The following is a 13,613-nucleotide window of genomic DNA, read 5'->3' as shown; positions in this document are numbered from 1 at the left end:
TGTTAGGAATCATTTAATTGTTAGGAGTGGATATGTTTGGTTGGACGTAATTGGCTAGAGTTTGTTAATCCTGAACTAATTGATTTATTTCCATTACAATTTGTAAATTGTGATCGCTTGCAACAACACGATTCTATGTATATTTTCGATGAAGTAGGAAGCGGTAAAACTATTACGAGTGGCTTAATGGCACTTGATTATATCGAACAGAATCGTAAAGATGTGTTAATTATTACTACAAAGGCGCTCTCTGCAGGTGAACATCAGGGGCAGTTCTTAGGTGATTGGTATCTGAAACTGCCGTTTATAGATATGGGATATGCACATCATGTCCATATTATTAATAACCATTATTCTCATATCAAGAAACTCGCAGGAAAAGCTTTTGGTCTCATTATTGTTGACGAAGCACACTTATTCTTGTCATATGACACCAAGAAAAGAGTAGCCCTTGAACAGTTAACTACTGAGAAAGTCGTTTTTTTAACGGCGACACCTATTAAATCTAATAAATATGACTTACAAACGTATGTTAATATCGCCAAGCAAATGACTAAAAAAGAAATTCCAAACAATTGGATTCAAAATATTGAAACGATTGGCAAGGAAAAAGAAACACTTATTTGTTCAAGCTTCGATATAACTTCACCAGTTACACGCTATTTCAAAGATACAATCCAATCCTTGCAAATAAGGGAATTTCATAAGATGGCCATTAAGCGTCATGAAACATTGATTCATGAAGTAGGAATTAAATACGAAGATAGCAGAACTCCACAGCGGCAAAAGGCAGAACAAACGGTTGCATTTATAGAGACACGCTTGAAGGAACAGCATGATGCACGCTTTGTTATTTTCACACGTTTCATTGAGAAGGAAGCAAAGGTACTTCGACAAGCTTTAGAAGAGGCTGACTTTATGAAATTCCGGGCAGAGACAACGGGTAAAAGCTTCGCTGTCGTTTCGGGGAGTAACAATTATGAACTGGCAGATTATTCTAATAGAACAAAAGAAAGTACACTGCCGACCGTGCTCGTTGTTAGTTATCAGATTGCTGAACAAGGTGTCAACTTACCTGGCTATAATCATGTGATTAACTATCATATTCCTGCTTTCCCTTCAGCTATTGAGCAACGTTACGGCCGAATTGATCGTCTAGCTAAATCAGGTAAACAATATGAAGCTATTTATAATTGTTTCATATTGACAACTAATTTTTACGATAGTAATAATTCGAACTTTTATACAGCTATCTCGATTTCCTTGAATAATCTTTTGAAGTTCTTACCGTCTCGCAATACCTTGCTGTCTCGTAAGATGCTAACCTCATATTTAAGTAAAGCCTCTATTCTTCAGAGACAACATGAGCTCTTCAATGAAGCACTTAAAAGTCAGGAGAAGATAACGAATCTGTACTCTTTAGCTAAGGCCGATAAGGATGCTGAAGAAGATACGCTCTTTCCGCTTTTTGAACAAGTTGAGGATTTTGAATTTAATGATGAGGCTGATAATATCGATCTTTTTAGGAAAGCACTTGAAGAAGCGCTTAGTACATTCTATGTACTAAGTGAAAAAGGGACAAAACTAGCTGAAATGTTACTAAAGAAATATGATGTGGCAGCAGAAACAGCAATTTGGGACAATATTTTTTATCGTCAAAGTATAGATTCATATGAGAACTTATCTGATTTGAATGCTATAAATGAGGCGGCCGCGTTCATTCGAGAAAGTGAAGCGTATTCGTTATATCGAATTAAATTTGAAGAAGAATTGGAACCGAATTATCACTTTAATAAGTATAAAAAATCGCTGGATTATTTTTTTTACAATAAATTTAATGATAATCAATTAAAATATGTGTTCCCAATTGCAGCCAATCAATCTTATCAGAAGGTTGTACTTGATTGTCAGGGAACCATTAAAGATTTTGCCAAAGAAATAGGACAGGTACTGACAGAGGATGATATGCGCATCATATTAATAAACATCAATCGTTGGGCATCTAAGCTTCCTCTGTTTGTATTTTTTGGAGAGTTCAAGCGATTAGTCGGGAATGTTAGCAGGACAAAAGAGGACATAAGCAGGAATTACAGCGATGTAAGCAATCGATTATGTACTCGTGCAAACTATGAGGGGAATGTGTTTATTAGAGCAGTTCTTCAACTTCAGGACATTCAAATGCCAGCTTATCCAGCCATTCAAAACGAAATTCGTGCAATGGGCTATGAAGATTTAGAGAAGCAGATTGTATTAATAGAATCTGGTTATTTCGATGAGAGCAATAATAAAAATGGAACGATAATAACAGCCACTAAATATTTAAAGTTGCTATACCACTTTTCTCGTAAAGAAGTATGCAGCTTTGGTAAGCTAAAAGATTCAAGTAGCGGAGATGGCAGCGTTTATCATTCAATATTCGCTGATATTGAGAATGTTAAAACTCAGATGGTAAATATCATTTATCATCCATCGATATCGGAAAAAATGAAAGTATACTTTAAGGAAAATTATTATAAGGAAATTCCTCTAGAGATGGTTGCGCACGTTTCGGACTCATCTTTGCTCGACGAATTGAATGAATTCAATCGATTATCGAGAAATCTTATAGCTCTTCAAAATCAAGAACTCACTATTCTTAATTATATGTCAATGTTTATGCATTTTGTTTTTTCTGAGTATCCGAACAGTAGAGATAAGCGTGCCCAGCGATCATGGGTGAAAGACGATTATAAATACGATATGAAACTGCCAAATAACTATTATTACTATTTGGAGGATTACTGGACTATTCATATTATTCGAGAATTATTCGGAGTGAAACTAAACTCTGTTCATGTTGTGCATTCATCAGTTTATAAGATGGATACGGTAACCCTATAGTATTCTAGATAGTTTTTGATGTAACCGACAACTGGAGCGATTGGATTTAGTTATAGTGAGAATACGTTGTATGCTAGTCATACAATGGATCATCGCAAATGGTAGGTTATACTCCCATTTCCTGTATCCGATTTAGAAAGATAGACGATATCTTAGCTTTGTCATTTATGAGAATGCCAAGTCCCTAATCCCTGATTTTCTTCAAATCCGATGAATATGACACAGCTTAAAGTAAGTCCAGTCCTTAACCTTAAACGGCTTTTGCCTTTCAAGGTTTTGTGGCAGTGTTAAAGATCATTTTTTTATCAACTGTCCAAGCCGTATCCGCATAACCTCCATTAGGAGGAGATGCCGGGTGCATGTAAAGTTTATCACAGGTGAGTCTAATGACAAGATCCGCATTGCCTGTTATGATTATCTCCGAGAGAAGTTCAGGAGGGAGAAACATGATCGCGATATACGCCAGGGTCAGTACAGAAGAACAAGCAAAACATGGATTCAGCCTGAACGATCAGGTTCGTCAGTGCCAACTGAAGGCGGGGACCAATAAGGTTAAAGAATATATAGATGACGGAGTTTCCGGCGAATTTTTAGATCGACCAGCATTAACTAAACTACGTGAAGACGTAAGAGAAGGTATTATCTCAAAAATTATCTGTCTAGACCCCGACCGATTGTCACGCAAGTTGATGAATCAGTTGATTATCACGGATGAGTTCGATAGACGAGGAATTGTGCTTATCTTTGTAAATGGTGAATATTCTAAAACTCCGGAAGGGAATTTATTTTATTCTATGCGCGGAGCAATTGCCGAGTTTGAAAAGTCGAAAATTAATGAACGTATGAGCCGCGGGAGAAGAGAAAAAGCACGGCAAGGGAAAGTGTTGCGTGATTTCCAAGTATATGGATATAGATACGATAAAGAGTCAGAACGATTCATTGTAGACGAAGATGAAGCCGCAATCGTTAGATTAATTTATGATTTGTTTACTCAACCCAATACCTTGGTACAAGGGCTAAATGGAATTGCATTATACTTAACAAGTAAAAATGTTCCAACCAAGCGAGGGGCACAGGTGTGGCATCGTCAAGTTGTTAGACAAATTATTATGAATAGAGCCTACGTTGGTGAGTTTTATCAGAATCGTTGGAATACGGAAGGTATGCTTGGTAACAAGCACCGTAAAGACGAAGAAAAGGTCCCAATGAGGGAAAGGCCAAAGAATGAGTGGATATTAATTCCTTGCCCCGCGATTATCGAAGAATCACAATTTGAACATGCTCAAAGGCTGCTATCTGAATCACGTCGGAGATGGGCACAGAAAAGCAAACATCCTTACTTGCTGAGCGGGCTACTAAGATGTGGTGACTGCGGAAATACGATGACTGGACGGCTTTCAAATAATTGGGGCAAAAAAGTGCCTGAATACACAGATGTAAAAAATACTGCCGGAGCAAAAACAAAAGGTTGCGGACGTAGAGTTAAAGCTCAAATGATTGAGGATCAAGTTTGGGAACAGGTTGCATCATGGTTAAATAATCCTGATGAGATAGCCGCGGCATTACAACAAGAAAAAACTAAAGAGCCTTTTGAAGCAGGAGAAATTGCCAGGATTGAAAAAGAAATTGAGAAGACTAAAAACGCTCGAAAAAAATTGATTAAACTTTTTGCTGCCAGTGAAGATGGTATTGCAGAAGAGGATATAAGACAAGAATTGAAGGAGTTAACGCAGAGGGAAGAATCATTAAACAATCAGTTATTTGAATTGACGAACTTATTAAACAATACCCATAATACAGAATACAATATGAATGTGATGATGGAGGCTGTTCAATATTACTTATCGAAAGGTCAAGAGGAGCTTATCTTTGATGAGAAACGTGATTTAATCCGGCAGGTCGTGAGGGAAATCAGGGTTTACGAAGACTCTGTAGAGATTTATACGTTTTAGAATTTTTCTTGAGACATGACCACTAATGACATTAAAACCGAAATACTTATGCACTTGCGATCCTTGAAGAAAACACGCAAGGACGTTTCCCTGCACGACCCGATCGGAACGGACAAGGAAGGCAACGAAATTACGCTGATCGATATTCTCGGCACGGAAGCGGACGACGTTGTCGATAAAGTTCAGCTGAAAATCGAGAAATCGAAAATATACAAAAATCTGGATATTCTCGACGAACGCGAAAAAGAGGTCGTCGTCGGCCGTTTCGGGCTGGAGCACGGCGGGGAAGAGCGGACGCAGCGGGAAATCGCCAAGGAGCTCGGCATCTCGCGCTCGTACGTGTCTCGTATCGAGAAGCGGGCGCTTATGAAGCTGTATCACGAGTTTTATAAAGCGAAGCGGTGAGTAGAACAATTGTGGGGGCCTGTCATGGTGGCAGGTCTTTTTGATCGATAAGGAAAGTTTAAGTTCTCTAATGCAATAAAGCGAAAAGAGACTTTCCTTACTAAGAATAAGCTACCGCTAAAACACGAATGAACATCATCGAGAAGGCTTCGATCAGAAGCTTTTCTTTTTTGGTACGCCTAGCCAGGCTTTGCACAACTAGCCGGTGGAAGTCCGGTCGAGGATATGAGTCATGTCGCCGCACAGCGGACAAGCAGTTGATGAAGATATCCTAAGGCTGCAATAGCTCCTCGGGAGTGCTGGCATGGCACATGAATATTGATATGTATTGGTATATAAATCCTGATGTTTCGTCAAATCAGTGACTGTATTTATTGGATTTACAAAATATTAATTTATATATCATTGAATATGTCAGTGACATAATATAAGCTACTTTTAGATCACATCTAAGCAATAGGTTGCTTGCGACCATGCTCTGAATCTGACGTAGGCAATACCATGTGCAGAATAGCAAAAAAAACTAGGACTACCGGGTTGCCAGTGGTTGCGCCCTACGCGGTGAAGAAGTCATTCATTTTGTAAAAACGCTTACAATTAGGAGTCAATGATTATGATAAACCGAAGGATGATCGTAGATGAAGAATGTACGTGCATCAAAAAAAACGAGTCAGCAATTGTATTTGCAGATTGCCGATAAGGTCAAAGACATCATCCAGAGCCGCAGGCTTCAACCGCATGACCCCGTTCCTTCAGAGGGAGAGCTTGCGAAGCTGTTCGGCGTAAGCCGGATGACCAGTAAGCTGGCACTAGAACGGTTGGCGGAGCAAGGTATGGTATATCGTTTGCCGAGAAGGGGGACCTTCCTATCCGGACCGGAGGACAGTGTGCCGTATGACGGAGGGCTTCCGCCCGAAAGAAAGCCGGCTCCGGTAGAGGAGAAGCATTGTAGGCAGATAGCACTTATCGTGCCCCATCTTTCCGATTACACTTCAAGAATTATTGCCGCAGCCGAGTCGGAAGTGCGAAAGCACGATTGCGATCTTATTTTGAAAATCAGCAAGAGTAAAGATGATGAGGATAACTGCCTGCAGAGGCTTGTTGAAGGGGGAATCGACGGCATTATTTTATTTCCCCAGGGGCGCAAAACATGCAGTGATCAGGTGCTGAGATTGAAATTACAGCAATTTCCGATAGTGATTATCGACCGGATATTCCGTGAGGTTCAGATTGATTGCGTATATCACGATCACTACCTTGGTTCGTATCAGATGACCAAGTATTTGATCGAAAAGGGACATCGGGAAATCGGATATACTTCGAATGCGATCGATAATATTACCAGCAGAGAGGAGCGGTATCAAGGCTATATTCAGGCGCTGCTCGATCATGCGATTCCCGTAAAGGTCCAATCTATTCATTTTAGAAGCGTACCTTGCGATCCAAGCCGGATTAACGAGAGTGACCCTGAGCAGGAACAGTTTATAAAGGGAAATCCGCAGCTCACAGCCCTCATGTGCGGGGATGATCATGTGGCTATTTCAACCTTATACACAGCCCTGCGCATCGGGATTTCTGTCCCCGATCAGCTTTCTATCGTTGGGTTCTCTGATATTCAATTAGCAGCTTTAACTCCGATTCCTCTTACAACAGTCAGACAGGATACGGAGCAGTTAACCCATTCGGCTTTTAATCTGCTTATGAAGCGGGTTAACCATTCTCTTGAGAAACAGATTACGATCAAAATTCAAACGACGATCATAGAGAGAAAATCCGTTCTTTTTGGAATGACAGGAGGAGTTTTGTAGTGAAAATTCATTTTCTAGGAACCGCAGCTGCGGAGGGGTTCCCGAATGCATTTTGCCGCTGTGAGCATTGCCTCAAAGCAAGAGAGCTTGGAGGGAAAAACATACGAACACGAAGCTCGGCCATCATTGACGACGTGATCAAATTCGACTATTCGCCCGATTCTTATATGCAGGCGCTTCGCGACAACATTGATTTCACCACTATCGAGCACCTGCTTGTCACTCATACGCACTCCGATCATTATAATGCCTATGACTTGGAATGTCGGAGGACAGGAATTGCTCACAACCTTCAGCATCCGATGCATATCTACGGCAATGATGCGGTGATGCACCATACACGAGTCGCCATAGGCCGTTTTGTAGGGGAGCGTTATGCATGCCATCTGCTGCGCCCATTCGAGACGATAACCGTGGGTGACGCACGGGTTACGCCGCTGCTTGCGGATCATGACCGCATGGAAACATGTTTGCTGTACGTGATCGAGAAGGGAGGAAAAAAGCTGCTGTACGGACATGATTCCGGCTGGTTTCCGGAAGCTACCTGGGCCTGGTTAAAAGGGAAGGAACTGGACTGTGCGATACTCGACTGCACCCACGGATATACGGGAAACTCCCGCGACCGAAATCATATGTGTATTGAGACCATACTAGAGGCTCAGCGCGAGTTCCAGAAAGAGAACATATTGAAAGAGGAAGGGCTCATCATCGCTACGCACTTTAGTCATAACTCCAAGCTGCTTCACGACGAATTTGACGAAATATTCAAACCTGCCGGGATCGTTGTGGCCTATGACGGAATGATTGTTCACATCTAGAAATACAACTGATTTTGCTTTTATAAAAAATCAACCTACAACCAAAGGAGTGTCAAAAAGTATGATGAAAAAAATGATAAGTACGACGTTGCTCTCGATCCTGTGTCTCACGGTAACTGCTTGCGGTAGCGGCAATAATAACGGAAATGCCTCGCCTTCCGCAGCTGCGCCGGCAGCGAATGAACCGGTGAAGAATGAGAAGCTGATTGTTTATACGAATGCGAATTCCGATGGTCGTGGCGAATGGATCATCGAGAAAGCGAAAAGCGCCGGCTTCGAGATTGAGCTTGTCGGAGCAGGCGGAGCCAATTTAACGAACCGGTTGATTGCAGAGAAGAATAATCCGATTGCAGACGTAGTGTTCGGCTTGAACAACATGCTCTATGAAAACTTGAAGAAGGAAAAAGTGTTGACCAAATATGTTCCGAAATGGGCTGGAGAAGTAGAGCCAGGCTTGAACGATCCGGAGGGCTACTATCACGGACTTGTGAAGCAAGCGATTCTGCTTGGCTATAATCCGAAAAATTATACAACCGAAACGGCACCGAAGGATTGGACGGACCTTTATAAAAATCCAGCATTCAAAGGCAAATATGAAGCTCCTACTCTTCTTGGACAAATTACGCCTCAACTCGTCGTTGCCGGAATACTGACCAGACACCAAGATCCGAAGGGGGAGCTTGGTATCTCCAAGGAAGGCTGGAATGAAGTGAAGCAATTGTTCGACAACGGCGTGAGAGCGGTTGAAGGTGAAGACTTCTACGCTAACCTGGCAAGCGGAAAAACGCCTCTTGGCGCGGTAGTTTCAGGTACACTCAGCAAGAAGGAAGAGCAGTATAAAGTGAAGGCGGGTATTGTAAGTCCGCAAATCGGCGTACCGATGATTGTAGAGCATGCGGCGATTGTGAACGGTACCAAGAAGAAGGCAACGGCAGAGCGGTTCGTCGAATGGATGGGTACTGCTGACGTTCAAGGAGAATTTGCCGCAAAGTTTAACTCCATGCCTGCGAATACGAAAGCAGCTGCTAAAGCCAATGATTCCGTGAAGGCATTGTATTCCAATTTGAAAGCACAGCCTTTGGATTGGGGCTTCATTGCTAACAACATTGGCAAATGGGTAGAGAAAATCGAATTGCAGATCATGAAATAAGCAAAGTGAAACAAGGTTAAACGGTTTCTCCGCCTTTTGGTGGCACGTTTACCGAGAAATGGAACAATCAGCGGAGAATATACTTTCTGACATTTTGAAAAACACACTGCATATTGGAGGCTCCAATATGCAGTTGTTCTTTACGAAATTAAAATAAGGTCATAGGGGTATATATGATAACATTTCGAGATATACAAATTAAATTCGGTAATTTCCATGCGATCAAAAACCTCAATCTGCAAATCAATGAAGGTGAGTTTTTCACCTTTCTGGGTCCGTCAGGTTGCGGGAAAACGACGATTCTTCGCAGCCTCGTTGGATTTATTACTCCAACGAGCGGTCAAATTATGCTAACCGACAGGGATATTACCCATGTGCCTATCGAAAAAAGAGGCATCAGCATGGTGTTTCAAAGCTACGCTTTGTTCCCGACCATGAATGTTTATGAGAATATCGCCTTCGGCATGCGAGTCAAGAAATCCTCGAAGGCCGAGGTAGACCGGGAAGTGAGGGACATCGCCCAGAAGGTGGATTTGAAGGAGGAACAGCTTTTCAAAAAAGTGTCGGAGCTGTCCGGTGGCCAGCAGCAGCGCGTAGCGATTGCCAGAGCGCTGGTGTTAAAACCAAGTATTCTAGCGCTGGATGAGCCTTTATCCAACTTGGATGCCAAGCTTAGAGTACAACTGCGTAATGAACTAAAGAACCTTCAGAAGAAGTTCGGGATCACGACCATCTATGTCACTCACGATCAGGAGGAAGCGTTAACATTGTCTGATCGTATTGCCGTTTTCAACAATGGAATCGTAGAGCAAGTCGGCACACCGCAAGAAGTCTATAATCAATCCCAGACGGAATTTGTTTGTAACTTCATAGGCGATATCAACAAGATCGATCCGCAGACAATTCAAAATAGTCGATTGAAGGAATATATAGATCCTAACAAAGTAGCCTATATCCGCAACGAAAAGGTGAGCTTGCTTCCCCTGCCGGATCAAGATGCCGTGCAAATGAGGGGGAGGATTGTAGATAGAGAGTTTTATGGACTGTATAGCAAATATGTAATAGAAGTTACCGGCGGGGGGCTGCTGAAGACTATCGAGAAGGAAAGCGGGCTTGCTCCTAATAAAGTCGGTGACGAGATTACTATATATATTCAAAGCAAAGATATTTTGCAGTACTAAGGGAAGGAGGACGTGTGTTGAACGCAGAGAAAGTGAAAAAAACGATAGCCTCTATCAATCCCACTGCCTTTATTTTTTATGCTCTGATTGCCTGGTTCGTCGTTGCATTCCTGATTTATCCGAACATTAATATTTATTATGAAATCTTTTTTAAAGGCGGCAAATTTTCATTCGAGGCGGCCGAGAAGCTGTTGTCATCCGAACGAGCCATGAGAAGCTTGTATAACAGCTTTATTCTAGCCGTATCCCTTGTTTTTACGGTAAACATTGTTGGCGTTACATTAGTATTGATCTCGGAATATTTTGATATCAAGGGTGCGAAGGTATTAAGGCTTGGCTATTTCACTACCCTAATCTACAGCGGTGTCGTACTAGTGTCTGGATATAAATTCGTATATGGCGAGAACGGATTCGTAACCAAGCTACTCGCCAGTCTGTTTCCTTCTTTTGATACGACCTGGTTTCATGGCTACTGGGCAGTATTATTCGTAATGACCTTTGCATGCACGTCCAATCATGTCCTATTTCTAAGCAATGCCATTCGGAAAATTGATTTTCAAACCGTAGAAGCGGCGAAAAATATGGGTGCGTCCACTTTCTATATTTTATGGCGGGTTGTTCTTCCGGTTTTGAAGCCCACGATGTTTGCTCTCACGATTCTGATCTTTCTGACAGGCCTTGCAGCAACGTCCGCTCCGTTGATCTTGGGTGGAAGAGAGTTCCAGACGATCACGCCGATGATTCTAACCTTCTCAAACAGTATGTCATCTAGAGACCTAGCCGCACTACTGGCGCTAATTCTCGGTCTGGCTACTTTAATTCTGTTGACCGTCATGATCCGGTTTGAACGGAAAGGTAACTACATGTCCGTTTCCAAAGTGAAGTCGGAGCTGGTCAAACAAAAGATCAACAATAAGCTTGGCAATATCGCCGCACATGTTCTGGCGTACATCCTGTTTCTCATTTATATCATTCCGGTCGTTCTTATTGTGGTCTTTTCATTTACGGATGCACACAGCATATCTACAGCAACGCTGGACTGGAACAGCTTCTCCTTGAGCAATTACATTCAAGTGTTCTCTAACATGTCGGCGTTCAAGCCTTACCTTGTGAGTATTGTGTATGCGGCTGCGGCATCAGTAAGCGTTGTAGCTCTGGCCTTGGCAGCGTCTCGAATTTTGCATAAGTTTAATAACAAATGGACCTTTGCCTTGGAGTATGCGCTTCTGATTCCGTGGATGCTGCCTTCCACCTTAATCGCAATCGGGCTTATCGTCACCTTTAACGTACCAAGACTGATTATCGGGAACTCCATATTAGTAGGAACGGTCTGGATGCTGTTTCTGGCCTATGTGATCGTTCACATTCCGTTCACCCTTCGAATGGTGAAAGCGTCCTTCTTCAGCTTAGACAGTAACCTGGAGGATGCGGCGAAAAATTTGGGCGCCAAGTCCTTCTATACGTTCAGGAAGGTATTGTTGCCCATCATACTCCCATCAACGCTTGCGGTTCTTGCGTTAAATTTCAACGGAATTTTGGCTGATTACGATTTGACCGTATTCCTCTATCATCCGTTGTATCAGCCGCTTGGTATCGTGATCAAGAACAGTACGGATGCGCAGGCTTTGGCAGATACTAAAGCATTAACCTTGGTATATTCCGTAGTTTTGATGATCATGTCCGGTATCACGTTATATTTTGTTTATGGCAAAAAAAGTAAAAGGTAACCGAGGGAAATCTGGAAGATCTTATTTCGATCGGCACGATCGGTTAGGAAAGCCGTTTTCCCGATTACATGCGAGAAGGGCACAGGTCCGATCATCCGGCTGTCGAGACTGTTGTTGCGGTTATCGCCCATGACGAAAACATAATTGTCTTGTACGATAAATCGGGCATCAGGCACGCCTGCCATCGCTTCCCGAAGGTAAGGCTCATCAAGAATGCTGCCGTTGCGGAGAAGTGCCCCATCGCGGAATTCGAGTTCATCTCCGGGCATGCCTATGATACGCTTGATCCAGAGATGGCTGACGTTCCCGGATAAAATCGAATTGCTCCGCAGACGATCGAGAAACGATGGCTTCCTATCGATGCGGGAATCAATGACAACTATATCTTGATGCGAGAATGAACGGTCCAACTTGGAGATAAGTAAATATTCATGGTTTCTGAAGGTCGGACTCATGGATTCTCCATCCACCTTGTACATCTGGATGACGTACATGTTCATAAGAAGCACCATAATGATGGCGGCCGCGATACATAATGACCAGTTTGCAGCTTCCTTCCACAGCTTCTTGTTCATGGAATGTCTCCTCCCATACAAAAGGAGCAGCTTCGGTAAGCTGCTCCTTTTGTCTCGTAATGATCGTATTATTTCGTAAGCCACCAGTAGCATTGCTCCAAGATGGTGATGTCGGAGCTCGTTCTTGCGGATACGGAGATTGCCGCTACGGAAGTAATGATGGATACCGCAAGGAATGCCGTCATCATGCGTTTGCCGAATTTCATCGTATTCACCTCGCTTTTCAAAATGGTTTGTGTCACCCGGTTCCGATTCTTTCGTAAACCGGTGTATCGGAACAACTACATCGTACCACTTGGAAACGGAAGTGATTAGTTACCGGCGTCATCGATTCGTCATTTGTTGCGGCGGCCTTTGAAGAGGACTTTGGCACTATACGCAGAGTGTCAGCGGTGATATAATTTCCAAAAACCCATTATATGGAGAGTAGTGCTCGATGATAACGATCATTATTGCCGACGATCAGACGCTAATGAGGGATGGGCTGGAGACGATCCTGAGCCTGGAAGACGATATGACTGTTGTGTCAACGGCTAACAATGGCGAGCAAGTGTACAACCTCGTTAAGGAGCACCGGCCGAACATCGTTTTGATGGATATCCAGATGCCGATACAAGACGGGATCCGCAGCTCGGAAGCGATTAAACGGGATTTCCCGGAAACCGTCATTCTCATCCTCACTACGTTCTCCGACGAGGATTATATTGTAGAGGCGCTAGTCAGCGGAGCTTCGGGCTACTTGCTTAAAGATATGCCCGGAGACAAGTTGATCGAATCTATTCGGGATGCAGCCAAGGGCCAGCTTATGATGCCCGCCTCGATTGCAGCCAAGCTCGCCAACCGGCTCTCGTTTCTATCCGGAACATCCCGCCGCTTCTTCGACCCGAGTAAGGCGCCAAGCAAACAGACCGAATTCACCGAGCGCGAGCAAAAGATTATTGCGCTCATGATAAAAGGGAAGACGAACCGGGAAATAGCCGACACGTTCTTCATGAGCGAAGGTACGATCAAAAATTACATCAGCGTTATATACGGTAAAATTGGCGTCAACGATCGAACGAAGGCTGTTATGTACTTGAAAAAAATATTTGCCGAATAGGAGAACGGCGCAAGCGAG

Annotated in this window: 10 protein-coding genes and 1 pseudogene; 9 read left to right on the top strand and 2 right to left on the bottom strand. The window is 43.0% G+C overall.

Annotated features, from left to right (window positions below; genetic code table 11):
* Positions 1-36 precede the first annotated feature (36 nt).
* The 8 genes and pseudogenes from FE783_RS24245 (at position 37) to FE783_RS24210 (ending at position 11,921) form a co-directional block, all read left to right on the top strand.
* The gene (locus FE783_RS24245; RefSeq protein WP_138881974.1) at positions 37-2,880 is read left to right on the top strand and encodes a helicase-related protein; all 2,844 of its coding nucleotides are present in this window, start codon (positions 37-39) and stop codon (positions 2,878-2,880) included.
* 446 nt (positions 2,881-3,326) lie between these two features.
* A complete protein-coding gene (locus FE783_RS24240) occupies positions 3,327-4,832 on the top strand; it encodes a recombinase family protein (protein WP_138881973.1) in 1,506 nt (501 codons plus the stop codon).
* Between the two features lie 30 nt (positions 4,833-4,862).
* A pseudogene (locus tag FE783_RS24235) lies at positions 4,863-5,237 on the top strand (sigma-70 family RNA polymerase sigma factor); the annotation flags it as partial.
* A gap of 638 nt (positions 5,238-5,875) precedes the next feature.
* Positions 5,876-7,045, top strand: a complete 1,170-nt coding sequence (locus tag FE783_RS24230; RefSeq protein ID WP_138881972.1) for a GntR family transcriptional regulator — start codon at positions 5,876-5,878, stop codon at positions 7,043-7,045.
* Positions 7,045-7,863, top strand: a complete 819-nt coding sequence (locus FE783_RS24225) for an MBL fold metallo-hydrolase (RefSeq protein WP_138881971.1) — start codon at positions 7,045-7,047, stop codon at positions 7,861-7,863. Before FE783_RS24230 ends, FE783_RS24225 begins: the two co-directional genes overlap by 1 nt.
* A 61-nt stretch (positions 7,864-7,924) precedes the next feature.
* On the top strand, positions 7,925-9,013 hold the full coding sequence (locus tag FE783_RS24220; protein ID WP_138881970.1) for an extracellular solute-binding protein: 1,089 nt from the start codon (positions 7,925-7,927) through the stop codon (positions 9,011-9,013).
* Between the two features lie 173 nt (positions 9,014-9,186).
* Positions 9,187-10,194, top strand: a complete 1,008-nt coding sequence (locus tag FE783_RS24215; protein ID WP_138881969.1) for an ABC transporter ATP-binding protein — start codon at positions 9,187-9,189, stop codon at positions 10,192-10,194.
* Positions 10,195-10,211: 17 nt separating this feature from the next.
* Complete coding sequence (locus tag FE783_RS24210) at positions 10,212-11,921, top strand: ABC transporter permease (RefSeq protein WP_138881968.1); 1,710 nt, start codon at positions 10,212-10,214, stop codon at positions 11,919-11,921.
* Here FE783_RS24210 and lepB read toward each other — a convergent pair.
* On the bottom strand, positions 11,897-12,496 hold the full coding sequence (gene lepB / locus FE783_RS24205; RefSeq protein WP_158302004.1) for a signal peptidase I: 600 nt from the start codon (positions 12,494-12,496) through the stop codon (positions 11,897-11,899). The genes FE783_RS24210 and lepB overlap by 25 nt on opposite strands.
* 68 nt (positions 12,497-12,564) lie before the next feature.
* Positions 12,565-12,702, bottom strand: a complete 138-nt coding sequence (locus tag FE783_RS37670) for a hypothetical protein (protein WP_158302003.1) — start codon at positions 12,700-12,702, stop codon at positions 12,565-12,567.
* A 230-nt stretch (positions 12,703-12,932) separates the two neighbouring features.
* On the opposite strand from FE783_RS37670, the gene FE783_RS24200 reads away from it, so the two are divergent.
* Positions 12,933-13,595, top strand: coding sequence for a response regulator transcription factor (locus tag FE783_RS24200; protein WP_138881966.1), 663 nt, complete (start codon positions 12,933-12,935; stop codon positions 13,593-13,595).
* Positions 13,596-13,613 lie beyond the last annotated feature (18 nt).

Origin of the sequence: Paenibacillus mesophilus, assembly GCF_005938385.1 — a bacterium.
Lineage (GTDB): Bacteria > Bacillota > Bacilli > Paenibacillales > NBRC-103111 > Paenibacillus_AB > Paenibacillus_AB mesophilus.
Note: the sequence above shows the minus strand (reverse complement) of the source record. Positions and strands in the feature narration are given on the sequence as shown.